The organism is Streptomyces sp. NPDC046308 (assembly GCF_055588065.1).
The window spans coordinates 984,180-999,780 of sequence record NZ_JBVJFB010000002.1; the positions used below are offsets into that span (position 1 = coordinate 984,180).

14 protein-coding genes are annotated in these 15,601 nt (G+C 71.3%); 3 read left to right on the top strand and 11 right to left on the bottom strand.

Features of this window, described 5'->3' with window-relative positions:
- The first annotated feature begins 9 nt into the window (after positions 1-9).
- Both ACZ6JT_RS11890 and ACZ6JT_RS11895 read left to right on the top strand, forming a co-directional pair.
- On the top strand, positions 10-1,302 hold the full coding sequence (locus ACZ6JT_RS11890) for an MFS transporter (RefSeq protein ID WP_469209276.1): 1,293 nt from the start codon (positions 10-12) through the stop codon (positions 1,300-1,302).
- A gap of 91 nt (positions 1,303-1,393) precedes the next feature.
- Positions 1,394-2,107, top strand: coding sequence for a L,D-transpeptidase family protein (locus ACZ6JT_RS11895; RefSeq protein ID WP_469209277.1), 714 nt, complete (start codon positions 1,394-1,396; stop codon positions 2,105-2,107).
- Positions 2,108-2,111: 4 nt separating this feature from the next.
- Here the strand turns inward: ACZ6JT_RS11895 and ACZ6JT_RS11900 are convergent, their stop codons facing one another.
- The gene (locus ACZ6JT_RS11900) at positions 2,112-3,461 is read right to left on the bottom strand and encodes an MFS transporter (RefSeq protein ID WP_469209278.1); all 1,350 of its coding nucleotides are present in this window, start codon (positions 3,459-3,461) and stop codon (positions 2,112-2,114) included.
- 198 nt (positions 3,462-3,659) lie between these two features.
- On the opposite strand from ACZ6JT_RS11900, the gene ACZ6JT_RS11905 reads away from it, so the two are divergent.
- Positions 3,660-4,664, top strand: coding sequence for a sigma-70 family RNA polymerase sigma factor (locus ACZ6JT_RS11905; RefSeq protein WP_469209279.1), 1,005 nt, complete (start codon positions 3,660-3,662; stop codon positions 4,662-4,664).
- Here ACZ6JT_RS11905 and ACZ6JT_RS11910 read toward each other — a convergent pair.
- The 10 genes from ACZ6JT_RS11910 to ACZ6JT_RS11955 form a co-directional block, all read right to left on the bottom strand.
- Entirely contained in the window at positions 4,551-4,889 is a 339-nt protein-coding gene (locus ACZ6JT_RS11910) for an STAS domain-containing protein (RefSeq protein ID WP_469209280.1), read from the bottom strand. The genes ACZ6JT_RS11905 and ACZ6JT_RS11910 overlap by 114 nt on opposite strands.
- A 79-nt stretch (positions 4,890-4,968) precedes the next feature.
- Positions 4,969-5,559, bottom strand: coding sequence for a Uma2 family endonuclease (locus tag ACZ6JT_RS11915; protein ID WP_469209281.1), 591 nt, complete (start codon positions 5,557-5,559; stop codon positions 4,969-4,971).
- A gap of 96 nt (positions 5,560-5,655) precedes the next feature.
- A complete protein-coding gene (locus ACZ6JT_RS11920; RefSeq protein WP_469209282.1) occupies positions 5,656-6,933 on the bottom strand; it encodes a thymidine phosphorylase in 1,278 nt (425 codons plus the stop codon).
- 89 nt (positions 6,934-7,022) lie between these two features.
- A complete protein-coding gene (locus tag ACZ6JT_RS11925; RefSeq protein WP_469209283.1) occupies positions 7,023-7,421 on the bottom strand; it encodes a cytidine deaminase in 399 nt (132 codons plus the stop codon).
- Entirely contained in the window at positions 7,418-8,683 is a 1,266-nt protein-coding gene (locus ACZ6JT_RS11930) for an ABC transporter permease (protein WP_469209284.1), read from the bottom strand. The genes ACZ6JT_RS11925 and ACZ6JT_RS11930 overlap by 4 nt, the downstream gene beginning before the upstream one ends.
- A complete protein-coding gene (locus ACZ6JT_RS11935; RefSeq protein ID WP_385813788.1) occupies positions 8,680-9,795 on the bottom strand; it encodes an ABC transporter permease in 1,116 nt (371 codons plus the stop codon). The genes ACZ6JT_RS11930 and ACZ6JT_RS11935 overlap by 4 nt, the downstream gene beginning before the upstream one ends.
- Positions 9,792-11,450: an ABC transporter ATP-binding protein gene (locus ACZ6JT_RS11940; protein WP_469209645.1), complete on the bottom strand. Its 1,659-nt coding sequence runs from the start codon at positions 11,448-11,450 to the stop codon at positions 9,792-9,794. The genes ACZ6JT_RS11935 and ACZ6JT_RS11940 overlap by 4 nt, the downstream gene beginning before the upstream one ends.
- Positions 11,451-11,680: 230 nt before the next feature.
- Positions 11,681-12,739 carry a BMP family lipoprotein gene (locus ACZ6JT_RS11945; RefSeq protein WP_376619534.1) on the bottom strand — a complete coding sequence of 353 codons (1,059 nt, stop codon included), beginning with the start codon at positions 12,737-12,739 and terminating at the stop codon, positions 11,681-11,683.
- A gap of 240 nt (positions 12,740-12,979) precedes the next feature.
- Positions 12,980-14,224 carry an amidohydrolase gene (locus tag ACZ6JT_RS11950; RefSeq protein ID WP_469209647.1) on the bottom strand — a complete coding sequence of 415 codons (1,245 nt, stop codon included), beginning with the start codon at positions 14,222-14,224 and terminating at the stop codon, positions 12,980-12,982.
- Between the two features lie 136 nt (positions 14,225-14,360).
- Positions 14,361-15,584: a hypothetical protein gene (locus ACZ6JT_RS11955; protein WP_469209285.1), complete on the bottom strand. Its 1,224-nt coding sequence runs from the start codon at positions 15,582-15,584 to the stop codon at positions 14,361-14,363.
- Positions 15,585-15,601: the final 17 nt, after the last annotated feature.

The following is a 15,601-nucleotide window of genomic DNA, read 5'->3' on the forward strand; positions in this document are numbered from 1 at the left end:
CTTCGACGTATGCCTCCCGTTCATACCGGGGCACCCGTGATCCCGGGTGCCTCCACTCCGTCGTTTCCGCAGTCCGAAGCCCCCGAGCCCCGCGCTCCCGGCCGCCCCGGCTACCGCCGGATGAGCCTCGCGCTCTTCGCCGCCGGTCTGGCGACCTTCGCCCTCCTCTACTCCACCCAGGCGCTGTTGCCCGCGATCTCCGTCGGCTTCGGGGTGACGGCGGGCCGGGCCAGCTGGACGGTGTCGGCGGCCACCGGCGCGCTCGCGCTGTTCGTCCTGCCGCTGAGCGCGCTGTCGGAGCGGTTCGGCCGCACGCGGATGATGACCTGGTCGATGGTCGTGGCCGTGGGCGTGGGCCTGCTGGTGCCGTTCGCGCCGAGCCTGGAGTGGCTGGTGGTGCTGCGCGCCGTCCAGGGCGCGGCGATCGCCGGGATCCCGGCCTCCGCGATGGCGTACCTGGCGGAGGAGGTTCAGCCGAAGGCCCTGGTGGGCGCGATCGGCCTGTTCGTGGCGGGCAACTCCATCGGTGGCATGAGCGGCCGTCTCGTCACCGGCTGGGCGGCGCAGCTGTGGGGCTGGCGGGCGGGGCTGGGAGCGGTCGCCCTGATGTCGCTGGTCTGCGCGGTGGCGTTCCTGGTGCTGCTGCCCCGGGCGCGGTTCTTCCGCCCGGCGTCGCTGAACCCGCGTGCGGTGGGCCGTACCGTCGTCGGTCACCTGCGGGATCCGCTGCTGCTGCGGCTGTACGGGATCGGCGCGCTGTTCATGACGGTCTTCGGCGCGGTCTACACGGTCATCGGCTACCGCCTGGTGGACGAGCCGTTCTCGCTCGGGCAGGGCGTGATCGGGTCGATCTTCCTGATCTACCTCGTGGGTACGGTCTCCTCGGCCGCCGCCGGCAAGCTGGTGGCCCGTACGGGGCGGCGCGGCGCGCTGTACCTGGCCGTGACGACCACGGCGCTGGGCCTGCTGCTGTCGCTGGCCGACTCGCTGGTGGCGGTCCTGATCGGGCTGGTCCTGATCACGGCGGGCTTCTTCGCCGGGCACGCGGTGGCCTCCGCCGCGGTGAGCCGGACGGCGAAGACGGGCCGGGCGCAGGCCTCCGCGCTCTACCAGTCGGCGTACTACCTCGGCTCCAGCGCCGGCGGCACCCTGGGCGCCCTCGCGTACCACGGTGCGGGGTGGGCGGCCACGGTCGGGATCGCGCTGCTGGCGGTGCTCGGCGTCGTGTCCATCACCCTGTACGGGTCGCACGCGGCCCGCGCGGAGCGCCGGATGCCGGCGTCGGCCATGGTCGCGCGCTGACGAAATCTACGCTCCCGCACGAGGCAACCCCCGTACGTTTTCCGGGCATTCAACACGGTGGACGGAAGCTGTGCGAACAGGGGAGGACCGGATGGGGACGCTGACGACACGCGGGCGCGTGAAGCGGCGGGCGACGGTGCTGGGCGGGGTGGTCGCGCTGGCGCTGCCGCTGGTGGTCGCGGGAGGCGGGACGGCGCGGGCGGCCGCCTCCTGCAACCTCACGGCAGGGCCGTACCAGCGGCAGGTGGAGCAGTTCCTGGCACGGCCCGTCGACGGGAGGCAGTCCGCGGCGGACTGCACGGCGATCAGGTCGTTCCAGGCGACGCACGGGATCACCCCGGCCCAGGGGTACGCCGGACCGCTGACCTGGCAGACGATGAGCACCATGCTGGCGCAGCGGGCGGCGGGCAGCACCCCGAACAGGGCGGGCGAGTGCCCGGTGAACCGCGGCCGGATCGCCTGCGTCGACCTGACGCGGCAGCTCAGCTGGATCCAGGACGGCGCGGCGCTGAAGTACGGGCCCGTCCCGGTCCGTACCGGCAAGGACGGCACGGAGACCCGGACCGGCCTGAAGAAGATCTACTACCGCAGCATCGACCACTGGTCGACGCTCTACGACGTCTCCATGCCGTACGCGCAGTTCTTCGACGGCGGCATCGCCTTCCACTCGACCACCAAGAGCATGTGGAACCCGCCCGGTTCGGGCGGCTGCGTGAACATGCGGCTCGCCGACGCCAAGGCGTACTGGAACCTGCTGGGGAAGGGCGAGGACGTCTACGTGTACGGCCGCAAGCCCGGCACGTGAGCCCTCACCGGGCCGGGGCGGGCTCCGCCGGGGCGCGCTCGGCCACCGCCCGCAGCTCGTCCAGCCGCCGCAGGCCGTACCGCCGTTGGACGAGGGACAGGCCCGCCACCGCCGCCCCGAGGACCAGCCATCCCGCGGGGCCGGCCGTCATGACCGCGCCGGTGAGCAGCAGCGGTCCGGCAGACTTCTGCACGGACTGGGCCATGCCGGCCACACCGAGGTACGAGGCCCGCGCCTGCGGGGGCGCGAGGGAGACCGCCAGTTCCCAGGAGCTCACCGAGCGCATCAGCTCCGCCCCGGTGGCCAGCACCGCCGCGGCGAGCAGGGCCGCCGAGGCGGTCCACGTCCCGCCGCCGGCCGCCGCGGCCAGCAGGACGCAGCAGGCGAGCGTGGTCACCCCGTACAGGACGACCGCGCGCGTCGCGGCGCGGGCGCCCCGGAATCGGGCCGAGACGCGCAGCTGCAGGACGACGACGAGCACGGTGTTGAGGACCAGGAAGGCGGGGATCAGGGCGTGCGGCGCCGCCGTCTGGCTCACCAGCCACAGGGGCAGGCCTACGCCGAGGATCGAGTCGTCCAGGTTCATCGGGATGTCGAGCAGGACGAACCGGAGGTAGCCGCGGTCCCGCCAGGCGCTCCGCGCGGGGCCCGCCTCGGTCGCGGTCGTGGGCCCTGCCTGGGTCGCGGTCGCAGGCCCTGCCCCGGTCGCGGCCACCAGCCCGCGGCCGCCCGGCTCCCGGGTGCGCCACACGAGGAGCGCGGCCACGAGGAACGACAGCGCGTTGGCCAGCATCAGCGCGTGGTAGGCGCCCCGGGTGCCGACGGCGAGGCCGATGGCGGCGAGGCCGGCGCCGAGGGCGTAGCCGGCGTTGGCCGAACTGCGCGACAGCGCCTGGTAGGTGGCGCGCCGTTCGCCCGCGACGCGGGTGGCGAAGAGCATCTCCAGCGTCTTGGCCGCGCGGTCTCCCAGGTGGGTGACGGCGAAGACGGGCAGCAGCACCGCGAAGTCGGTGACGGCCAGCAGCGCGCAGAGCGTCCCGAGGCGGACCAGGTGGCAGCCGATCAGCAGGGCACGGAGGGGGAAGCGGTCGGCGAGGTGGCCGGCCAGCGGCGACCCGGCGATGCCCGCCGCTCCGGCCGCGCCCAGCAGCAGGCCGAGCCGCCCGGCGTCGAGGCCGATGACGAAGGTGAGGTACAGGACGCAGGACGCGGCCCACAGGCCCGTGCCCGCCCGGTCCAGGAACTGGGCGAGCAGCATGATCCGCGCGTCCCGGCCGCCCGGCGGCCGGCGCAACTGCGCCAACAGCCCGGCCTCCCGCTGCCGTGCCTTCCGGATCTCCCCGCCGCGCCTCATCCAGGCCCCCGCATCCACCGTCCAGGTATCTCGATGTCGAGATACCTGGGGAAGCCTGCCCCAATTCAATCTTGACGTCAAGATACTTGACATCAACAGACTGGGTGTCCTCGGGGACGGTCGAGCGCTTCCGGCTGCCGTTGTCAGAGGCCTCCGATAGTTTCGGGAGTAGCCGAACCAGCAGGGGGATGAACGGACATGAGCGACCTCGCCACCAGCACGGACCTCGACGCGGCGATGGACCGGTACCGCGTCGAGCTCACCGGCTACTGCTACCGGATGCTCGGCTCGTCCTTCGACGCGGAGGACGCCGTGCAGGACACGTACGTCCGTGCCTGGCGGTCCTACGAGAAGTTCGAGGGTCGCTCCTCCCTGCGGTCGTGGCTGTACCGGATCGCCACCAACGTCTGCCTGGACCTGCTGAACGCGGGGAACAAGCGGGCCCGCCCCATGGACCTGACCGCCCCGCAGCACCAGGCCTCCGCCGTGCTCAACGAGCGGCCCGAGGTGACCTGGCTGGAGCCGGTCCCGGACGGCCGGGTGCTGCCGCAGAGCGCCGATCCGGCCGAGATGGCGCTGGCGAAGGAGTCCGTCCGGCTCGCCTTCGTCGCGGCGCTGCAGCACCTGCCGGCGAAGCAGCGGGCGGTGCTGATCCTGCGCGAGGTGCTGGCCTGGAAGGCCGACGAGGTCGCCCGGCTGCTGGAGACCACGGTGGCCTCGGTGAACAGCGCCCTGCAGCGGGCCCGGGCCACCCTGGCCTCGCAGGGCATCCGCGACAGCGATCCGGCGGACCCGCTCGACCCGGACCAGGCGAAGCTGCTGGAGCGGTACGTGTCCGCCTTCGAGGCGTACGACATCACGCGGCTCACCACGCTGCTGCACGAGGACGCGGTGCTGTCGATGCCGCCGTTCGACCTGTGGCTGCGCGGCCACGAGGACATCGCGGCCTGGCACCTGAACCAGGGCATCGGCTGCAAGGGCTCGCGGCTGGTCCCGACGACGGCGAACGGCCTGCCCGCCTTCGGGCAGTACCGGCCGGCCGCGGACGGGAAGGGCCACACCCCGTGGGCGCTCCAGGTCCTGGAGATCTCAGGCGGCAGGATCGTCGGGCTCAACGCCTTCCTGGACACCGCCCGCTGGTTCCCCCTCTTCGGGCTCCCCGAGCAGCTCGACGAGTCCCACGAGGCCCAGCAGGGCGCGTAGGGCCGGGCCGGCGCCGGTCACGGTGAAACCCCCGCGCCCGCGGGCGGTCAGCCGCAGCCGCGCCAGCACCTCGACCGCGGCCAGGTCCGGCGCGGTGACGGCCCCCACATCGCACTCCACCGTCGTCGCCCCGCCCTCGTACAGCCGGGCCAGCCGCGCGCACAGCCGCGCGGTGTCACGCCGGGTCGGTCCGGGTCCGGGCAGCACGAGTCGTCTGGTCTCCACGAGGGGATGACTCCCCCACCCGCCGGAACTCATCGGCGGTCCCGCCCCACGGCCCGGTGAAGCCCCCCCGGCTCCGCGGTCAGGGGCGGGGGAAGCCGAAGGTGTCGAGGACGAGGTCGAACGGCTTGGGGAGATGGACGGCCTCGCCGAACTTGCCCGCGTGCAGAAGGCGGTACTTGCCGTCGCCGGGCTCGCCGTACAGGTGGATGGTGGGGCTGCCCGTCGCGTGGGGATCGATGAGCAGGTAGAGCGGTACGCCCGCCGCGGCGTAGCCGTTGAGCTTGGCGACGCGGTCGCTGACGGCGTTCGACTTCGAGGTCACCTCGACGACGAGTTCGGCGGCGGCCGCCGGAACAAAGCTCTCCCCTTCCGGGACCTTCTCCCTCGGCACGACCGCGAGGTCCGGAACGTAGAGACCGCTCCGGCTCGGGACGGCCACGTTGAGGGTCTGGTGGACGCCCCAGTCATCGGGGATGACCGTATACAGGCGGCGCTGCACTGACTCCGCGATCAGGTTGTGGTCGTTGACGGGCGGTGGTGCCACGGTGATGATCCCCTCGATGATCTCCACCTTGCAGCCCTCCGGCCAGTCCATCTCCTCCCAGAGACGGACGACCGAATCCCAGTCGTCACCGCTCGGAGGCTGGTGCTCGACTGCGAGTGCGCTCATGGTGTGCTCCTCAATCGGTTCGTCACCGATCCCAGCATGCCGAACGGGACCGGCGGGGGTCCACCGGTCCCGTTCACCCGAAAGGGAAGCCGCAGGTCAGGCGATGCGGTCCAGGATGATCGGCATGGCGGAGAAGGCCGTGCCGGCCGGGGAGACGTCGTACGCGCCCTCCAGCGCGGACAGGGCGTACTCGAACTTCTCCGGGGTGTCCGTGTGCAGGGTCATCAGCGGCTGGCCGGCGGTGACGGTGTCGCCCGGCTTCGCGTGCAGCTCGACGCCCGCGCCGGCCTGCACCGGGTCCTCCTTGCGGGCGCGGCCGGCGCCGAGGCGCCAGGCGGCGACGCCGACCCCGTACGCGTCGAGGCGGGTCAGGACGCCCGAGGCCGGGGCGGTGACCACGTGCTGCTCGCGGGCCACCGGCAGGGTCGCGTCCGGGTCGCCGCCCTGGGCTGCGATCATCCGGCGCCAGTGGTCCATCGCGGAGCCGTCGGCGAGGGCCTTCGCCGGGTCGGCGTCCTTGATGCCCGCGGCGTCCAGCATCTCCTTGGCCAGGGCGATGGTCAGCTCGACCACGTCGGCGGGGCCGCCGCCGGCCAGGACCTCGACCGATTCGCGGACTTCGAGGGCGTTGCCGGCGGTCAGGCCGAGCGGGGTGGACATGTCGGTGAGCAGGGCGACGGTCTTGACGCCGCTGTCCGTGCCGAGGCCGACCATGGTGCGGGCCAGCTCGCGGGCGTCCTCGATGTTCTTCATGAAGGCACCGGTGCCGACCTTCACGTCCAGGACGAGCGAGCCGGTGCCCTCGGCGATCTTCTTGGACATGATCGAGGAGGCGATCAGCGGGATGGCCTCGACCGTGCCGGTGACGTCGCGCAGCGCGTAGAGCTTCTTGTCCGCCGGGGCCAGGCCGTCGCCGGCCGCGCAGATGACGGCGCCCGTGGTGTCGAGGACGTGCAGCATCTCCTCGTTGGACAGCAGCGCGCGCCAGCCGGGGATCGACTCCAGCTTGTCGAGGGTGCCGCCGGTGTGGCCGAGGCCGCGCCCGGAGAGCTGCGGGACGGCGGCGCCGCAGGCGGCCACGAGCGGGGCCAGGGGCAGGGTGATCTTGTCGCCCACGCCACCGGTGGAGTGCTTGTCGGCGGTGGGGCGGGAGAGGGAGTCGAAGTTCATGCGCTCGCCGGAAGCGATCATCGCCGCGGTCCAGCGGGCGATCTCCGTGCGGTTCATGCCGTTCAGCAGGATGGCCATCGCCAGCGCCGACATCTGCTCGTCGGCGACGACACCGCGCGTGTACGCGTCGATGACCCAGTCGATCTGCTCGGGGCTCAGCTCACCGCGGTCCCGCTTGGTCCGGATGACGGAGATGACGTCCATGTGGTGCTTCCTTCTACGCGCATAGAGAGAGGGGTTTGCGGAAGTACGACGGCCCTCCGCCCGGCAGGGGCGGAGGGCCGTCGGCACGGCTATCTCAGGTGGTCGGGCCCGAAGGCCTGGGGCAGCATCTCCGCCAGCGGGAGGATCCCCTTCGGGGTCTCCACCAGCAGGTCCGGTCCGCCGAACTCGAAGAGCAGCTGCCGGCAGCGGCCGCACGGCACGAGGATCTCGCCCCGGCCGTCGACGCACGTGAAGTGCGTGAGTCGGCCACCGCCGGTGGCCTGGAGGGAGGACACCAGGCCGCACTCGGCGCACAGGCCGAGTCCGTAGCTCGCGTTCTCCACGTTGCAGCCGACGACGGTGCGGCCGTCGTCGACGAGTGCGGCGACCCCGACCGGGAAGCCCGAGTACGGGGCGTACGCCCGGGTCATCGCCTCCCGGGCGGCCGTCCGCAGGGCTTCCCAGTCCACGGCGTGGGCCGGGGTCACTTGCCCTGGCCCTTGCGGTACGGCATGCCGTCCGCCTTCGGCATCCGCAGGCGCTGCGCGGACAGCGCGAGCACCAGCAGCGTGGTCACGTACGGGGCCGCGTCCACGAACTGGCTCGGCACCGAGTCGGTCATCGCGTACCAGACGAACAGCAGTGCTGCGCAGGCCGCCGAGATGCCGGCCTGGAGGTACTTCTTCTTGTACAGCTGCCAGGCGCAGACGAGCACCAGGACGATGGCGATCAGCAGCAGCATCGCGTGGACGTTCGTGGCGCCACCGCGCAGCTTGAGGCTGTCGATGAAGCCGAACAGGCCCGCACCCAGCGCCATGCCGCCCGGCATCCAGTTGCCGAAGATCATCGCGGCGAGACCGATGTAACCGCGGCCGCCGGTCTGGCCCTCCTGGTAGATGGGGCTGGCGACGATCGACAGGAACGCGCCGCCGAGGCCGGCCAGGCCGCCCGAGACGATCACGGCGATGTACTTGTACTTGTAGACGTTGACGCCCAGCGACTCGGCGGCGATCGGGTTCTCACCGCAGGAGCGCAGCCGCAGGCCGAAGGTGGTCCGCCACAGCACCCACCAGGTGGCCGGGATCAGCAGCAGGGCGACGATGGTCAGCAGCGACAGCTCGGTGACCAGGCCGCCGATGACGCCGGCGAGGTCCGAGACGAAGAACCAGTGCTTGGCCTGGAGGTCGGACATCCAGTCGGACAGCCCTGGCACGGTGATCTTGTAGATCGGTTCGACCTGCGGCGACTGCTTGGAGGAGCCGCCGGGCGCGTCCGCGAAGGTGAAGTTCGACAGGTACTGGGTGAAGCCCAGCGCCAGGATGTTGACGGCCACACCGGAGACGATGTGGTTGACGTTGAAGGTGATCGTGATGATCGCGTGCAGCAGGCCGCCGATCGCGCCGCCGATGATGCCGGCCATGACGCCGGTCCACGGGCCCCACTGGTAGCCGGCCCAGGCACCGAACCAGGTGCCGAGGATCATCATGCCCTCGAGGCCGATGTTGACGACGCCCGCGCGCTCGGCCCACAGGCCGCCGAGGCCGGCGAGACCGATCGGCACGGCGAGCGAGAGCGCGCCGGAGACCTGGCCGACGGAGGTCAGGTCGTTCGCGCCGCTGATCAGGCGGACCAGCGAGACCAGCGCGAGGCCGCCCGCGGTGATCAGCATGATCCAGGGCAGGGTGAGCTTCTTGCGACCGCCGGACTTCTTGGGGGCGGCAGCCGTCGCGGAGACAGTGCTGGTGCTCACGCCGCGACCTCCTTGTCGGTCTTGATGGCGTGCCCGGCGGCGAGCTCCTCGCCGACCTTCTGCTGCTGGCGCCGGACGCCGTAGCGGCCGACGAGTTCGTACGAGACGACGACCGCGATCACGATCAGGCCCTTCATGATCGTGCCGATCTCCTTCGCGTACCCGGCCTGGTCGAGCGAGGCCGAGGCCTTGTCGATGAAGGCCATCAGGAACGCGGCGAAGAGCATGCCGACGGGGCTGTTGCGGCCGAGCAGCGCGATGGTGATGCCGGTGAAGCCGACACCGACCGGGAAGGCCAGGTTGTAGGTGTGCGTCTCGCCCAGCAGCTGCGGCATGCCGGCGAGACCCGCGACCGCTCCGGAGATGAGCATCGAGGTGATGATCATCTTCTTGGCGTCGACGCCGGAGGCCTGGGCGGCCGACTCGCTGGCGCCGGTGGCGCGCAGGTCGAAGCCGAAGCGGGTCCGGTTGAGCGCGAACCAGTAGACGATGCCGAGGGCGAAGGCCACGAAGGTGAAGCCGTACAGCTCCAGCCCGTCGCCGAGGGACACGGCCGGGAACCAGCCCGACTCGGCGATGTCGCCTGTCGTCAGGTCGTTGGAGCCCGCGATCTGGACACCGAGGTTCTTCGTCAGCATCAGCCAGGCGATCAGGCTGGTCGCGATGGCGTTCAGCATGATCGTGGAGACGACCTCGCTCACCCCGCGCTTGGCCTTGAGGACACCGGCGATGCCGGACCAGAAGGCACCGACGAACATCGCCACGAGGACGATCAGCAGCAGGTGCAGCGGGCCCGGCAGGGCCACGGCCGCACCGACCACGGCGGAGAGCATCGCCGCGAGGCGGTACTGGCCGTCGACGCCGATGTTGAAGAGGTTCATCCGGAAGCCGATGGCCACGGCCAGGGCCGCCAGGTAGTACGTACCGGCCTGGTTGACGATGAGGACCTGGACGTCCTCGTAGCCGGCGTTCTCCACCATGAGGCGCAGCGGCTCGATCGGGTCGATGCCCGTCGCCGCCAGCACGATCATGGTCAGCAGGAAGGCGCTGACCAGGGCCAGCACGGGCCCGGCGAAGCCGAGGAGCAGCCGGTCCTTGTCGAATTTCTTCATCGGGCCTCATCCTCCGTCGTGTCACCGTCGGCAGCGGCGGAGTGGTTGTCGGTGGCTTCCAGGTGCCCGGAGGCGGCGCCCGTCATGGCGGTGCCGAGCTCCTCCGGGGTGACGGTCGCGGGGTCGGCGTCCGCGACCAGGCGGCCGCGGTAGATCACCCGCAGGGTGTCGGACAGGCCGATGAGCTCGTCCAGGTCCGCGGAGATGAGCAGGACGGCCAGGCCCTCGCGGCGGGCGTCGCGGATCGCGTCCCAGATCTGCGCCTGCGCGCCGACGTCCACGCCGCGGGTGGGGTGGGCGGCGATGAGGAACTTCGGGTTGTGGCTCATCTCGCGGCCGACGATCAGCTTCTGCTGGTTGCCGCCGGAGAGCGACGCCGCGGTGACCTCGATGCCGGGCGTGCGGACGTCGTACTCGCGCACGATCCGCTCGGTGTCCTTGCGGACCGCCTTCGGGTCGAGGATGCCGCGCTTGGAGTTGGGCGCCTCGGTGACGTGACCGAGGATGCGGTTCTCCCACAGCGGGGACTCCAGCAGCAGGCCGTGCCGGTGCCGGTCCTCGGGGATGTAACCGATGCCGCCCTCGCGGCGCTTGCGCACCGGGGCCTTGGTGATGTCCTTGCCGTCCAGCGTGATCACGCCCGCGTCGGCGGAGGCCATGCCCATGAGGGCTTCGATCAGCTCGGTCTGGCCGTTGCCCTCGACACCGGCGATGCCGAGGATCTCGCCCTTGTGGATGGTGAAGCTGACGTCGTCCAGCAGGAGGCGGCCGGCCTCGGCCTTCTCCACGGTCGCGGAGTCCGCGGGGGCCGCGGGCATCAGGACCTCGGGCTCGGCGACGACGGCGTCGGACGCGGCCAGGGTCAGGTTCTCCACCTGGAGCATCGGGATGTCGGTCACCGTCGACTCGCGGGTCTCCGGCGAGGGCAGCTCGGCACCGACCATCAGCTCGGCGAGCTGCTTGGTGGTGGCGGTCTTCGGGTCGGCGGTGCCGACCGTGGTGCCGCGCCGGATGACGGTGATGTCGTCGGCGACCTTCAGCACCTCGCCCAGCTTGTGCGAGATGAAGATGACGGTCAGGCCTTCGGCCTTGAGCTCGCGCAGGTTGTCGAAGAGGGCGTCCACCTCCTGCGGCACGAGCACTGCGGTCGGCTCGTCGAGGATGAGGATCTGCGCGCCGCGGTAGAGGACCTTGAGGATCTCCACGCGCTGACGGTCGGCGACACCGAGGTCCTCGACCAGGGCGTCGGGGCGTACGCCGAGGCCGTACGCGTCCGAGATCTCCTTGATCTTCTTGCGGGCCTTGGCGCCGATGCCGTGGAGCTTCTCGCCGCCGAGAACCACGTTCTCCAGGACGGTGAGGTTGTCGGCGAGCATGAAGTGCTGGTGCACCATGCCGATGCCGCGGGCGATGGCGTCGCCGGGGGTGCTGAAGGAGACCTGCTCCCCGTCGATGGCGATGGTGCCCTCGTCCGGCTTCTGCATGCCGTAGAGGATCTTCATCAGGGTCGACTTGCCGGCGCCGTTCTCGCCGATCAAGGCATGGACCGTGCCCTTGCGGACGGTGATCGCGATGTCCTTGTTGGCGACGACGCCGGGGAAGCGCTTGGTGATGCCGTGCAGTTCTACGGCGGGGGGCGGGCTGGACGCGTTGATGACGCACTCTCCTTGGCGCGGAAGGAGCGGAAGGCAGGGGGGACAGGGCGGGGAGTGAAAGTATCGCGTCCACGATGCTTCTACGCGCGTAGCACTGTCGGAAGTGAAAACTCGCGGCCATGGGGCCACTTGGTCACAGACTAGTGATCACAGAACGTGGCTCGGGGCCCGGGAGCGATCGAGACCGCTTCCCGGACCCCGGAGACCAGGACTGGATGTCAGCGACGGCCTTACGGCTGGGTCTTGACTTCGATCTTCTTGGCGATGATGTCGGCCTTGGCCTTCTCCACCGCGGCGATGACGTCGGCCATCGCCTTGTACTTCGGGTTGGAGTCGGCCAGGCCGACGCCGTCCTTGTCCAGGCCGTAGCGGATCTCACCGGTGGTCGGCTTGCCGTCCTGGACCGACTTGATCACGTTGAAGACGGAGTCCTCGACGTCCTTGGTGACCGAGGTCAGGATCGAGTCCTTGTACTTCGCCAGACCGGCCTGGTTGTACTGGTCGGAGTCGACGCCGATGGCCCACTTGCCCTTGGCCGAAGCGGCCTCGATGGCACCGGAACCCGCGAGACCGGCGGCGGCGTAGACGACGTCCGCGCCCGCGTCGATCTGACCCTGCGCGGCGGCCTTGCCGAGGTCGGGCTTGGCGAAACCGTCGAAGTTCGGCGGCTGGGTCAGGTACTGGGAGAGCACCTTGGCGTTCGGGTTGGTGTCCTTGACGCCCTGGGTGAAGCCCGCCTCGAACTTCTTGATCAGCGGAACCTCGACACCGCCGATGAAGCCGACCGTGCCGGTCTTCGACACCTTGGCGGCGGCGACGCCGGCCAGGTAGGAGCCCTGCTCCTCGTTGAAGACGAGGTTGGCGATGTTCGGGCCGGTCACCGAGGTGTCGTCGATGATCGCGAACGTGGTGTCCGGGAACTTCGCCGCGACCTTCTTGATGGCCGGGGCGTAGGCGAAACCGACACCGATGACCGGGTTGTTGCCCTTGCGGGCGAGCTCGGTGAGGCGCTGGACCTTGTCGGCCTCGCCCTCGCCGTCGGTGGGCTCCGCCTCGGCGCCCTTGATCTTGAGATCGGTTTCGGCCTTCTTCAGGCCGGCGTAGGCGGCGTCGTTGAACGACTGGTCGCCGCGGCCGCCGATGTCGTACGCGATGGCAGCGGACTTCTGACCCGACTCCGAGGGGGAGGAGGAGGCGTCAGAGGACTTCTTACCGCCACAGGCGGTGGCCGAGAGGGCCAGCGCCGCGGACGCGATGCCCACGGTGGCGATCCTGGTGATCCGGCGCAAGGGGAGGCTCCTTCAAAACCTGACCGAAGCGCCACGACCGGCGCTGGTTTCGCGGCGATCGTAACGCGCGTAGATGTCAGTTAAAGGCCCGTTCATGAGTCGTTATCGGATCGTCGTGAACCGGACAGTGACCGATTGGTGACTCCTTACCTGTCCAGCCCTTGTGTACCAAGGGCTGGACACGCCCGGCAGGAGAATCGCCGATGTTGTAAGGAACTTCGCTCCGGCCGGTACCCGCCGCTACCGGGCGGAGACCGCGCGACGCCCGTCGAGCAGGGCGGCGGCCGTGAAGAACTCCACGCCGACCGCGATCGCGTCCTCGTCCACGTCGAAGTCACCGCGGTGCAGATCGTGCTTGGCGGTGTCCCCGGGAGCACGGACCCCCAGGCGGGCCATGGCGCCCGGGACGTGCTCCAGGTACCAGGAGAAGTCCTCCCCGCCCAGACTCTGCTCGGTGTCCTCGACCGACTCGGCGCCGCAGCGGGCCGCCATCGCCTCGCGCAGCAACTCGGTGATCACCGGATCGTTGACCACCGGCGGCACCCCGCGCACGTGGTTGATCTCGAACTTGGCCCCGTGCATGGTCGCGATCTCGTCGATCGCCGCGTAGAGCATGTCCGGCGCCTCGTGCCAGGCGTTCAGGTCCAGGCACCGGACGGTTCCGGACAGCTCGGCGTGCATCGGGATGACGTTGCAGGCGTGCCCCGCCTCGATCCGGCCCCAGGTGACCGACATCCCCGAGCGGGCGTCCATCCGGCGGGCCAGCAGGGCCGGGGCGTCCACGGCCACCCGGGCGGCGGCCGTGACCAGGTCGGTGGTCAGGTGCGGCCGCGCGGTGTGCCCGCCGGAGCCGGACAGGGTGACTTCCAGCCGGTCGCAGGCCGACGTGATGGGCCCGGCCCGCAGCCCGATCCGCCCCGCGTCGACCCGGGGGTCGCAGTGCACGGCGACGATCCGGCCCACACCGTCCAGCACCCCGGAGTCGATGGCGTCGGTGGCCCCGCCCGGCAGCACCTCCTCGGCCGGCTGGAAGAGCAGCCGTACGGGGCGGGGCAGCAGCCCCTGCCGGTCGAGCTCGGCGAGCACCAGGCCGGCGCCGAGGACCACGGCGGTGTGCACGTCGTGGCCGCAGGCGTGGGCGCGGTCCGGGACGGTCGAGCGGTACGAGACGTGCGTCTTGGCGTCCGGGATGGGCAGGGCGTCGATGTCCGCGCGCAGGGCCAGCATCGGCCGGCCGCCGTCCCAGGTGCCGACGTCACAGATCAGGCCCGTGCCGGACTTCAGCACCCGTGGTCGCAGGCCGGCTTTCTCCAGCCGGGCCTTGATCGCCGCGGTGGTACGGAATTCCTGGTGTCCGAGCTCCGGGTGCATGTGCAAGTCCCGGCGGAAGGCAATCAGTTCGGTACGCAGGTGGTCCGGAAGTGTGCCGGGCAGCTCGGGCCGGTCGGACGCGGCGGGCTGGGCGGTCTGGGACTCGCGGGACATCAACTGGTTCACCCGTTGAAGGGTAGGCGCACGGACGGGTCAACTGGCCGGGGATCCACAAAAGTTCATGCCGTTAGGGGAAAGAAACACGGCCTCTGGCGCATGACCGGGTGCCCCTGGGGGTAAACTCGCGCGCTCATCCGGCCGTAGGAGCCGCCTGGGCAGGGAGTCTGCGCACATCACGGGCGGTGTCGGTGACCCCGGCGAGGAAGCTGCGGGCGCGCGGGGACGCGGAGCCGGTGAGCCAGGCCGGGTCCACATCGCATACGGCGACGGTCACACCGGTACCGGTCAGGGCGTACGGCAGCGTGTGGACGACGGTGGACGGAAAGCTGACGATCGTCCGGCCGACGGGACCGCGCCGCGCGATCAGCTCCAGCGGCAGGTCCGGGCGCACGATCTCCAGCCCGGTCGCCCGGCTCAGCGCGCGCAGCTTCTCGGGGGACTCGCGGCGGTGCGCGAAGTAGCGGGTGGCTCCGTGCTCCAGGGTGAGGGCGCGCACCGCCTCCAGGTAGCGGGCCGGGTCCACCACACCCGTCTCCACCAGCGAGGTGCCGACCAGATCGGTGCCCTTGGTCAGGCGGGGCGGGCCGAAGCGGGCGCGGGTCCAGGCGAAGTCGTTGACCCGCAGGGTCATGGCGCCGTGGGCGGTGACGGGCATCGAGCTGAACACCTCGACGCGGTGCCCGCGCCCCCGGACGGGGGTGAAGCGGCGGCGCGCGGTGGCCGAGACCGGTGCGTACGCCAGCTCGCGGACCCGGCCGGGCAGTCCGCCGCCGCCGACCCGGTGCCAGCGTACGAGGCGTTCGCCGCGGGCGGTCTGGGCGACGAACTCCATGGTGGCGGTGCCGTCGTCGACCACGACGAGCTCTTCGCCGCGCACGAGGGTGAGCAGCAGCTGCACGTAGCGCGAGAAGGGGTCGCCGATGACGACCGTGCGTGCCGCGCGGACGTCGCGCGCCAGCGCGGCGAGCGCCTTCAGCGGCGCGAACCGGCTGCCGCGCGCCTCCTGCCAGCACACCTCGTACCCCTCGTCCCGCGCCAGCGCGGCCATCCGGCGCAGCTGGCCCCGGGACATGGGGTCGGTGGGCGGCAGGACGACGATCCTCAGGGGGGACCCCGCGCCCGCCGGAGCGGGTGCGGCGGCCGGCCCGGCCCCGCCGTCCCCCTGCGCCCGGGCCCGGTCCGGGCCGGGTTCCGCCCCGCCGGAGCGGGGCCCGCGCTGGCGCGGGACGCCGTCCGGCTGCGGTTGCTGCGGGCCGGGGCCCGCCGGGGCGCTGCGCGCGTACGCCCACTCCAGGACGTTGAGGAGTTGGACCGGGCTCTCGACGAACGCCAGGGTGGAGGCGGAGGGGGTCACCACGTGCTCCTTGTCGG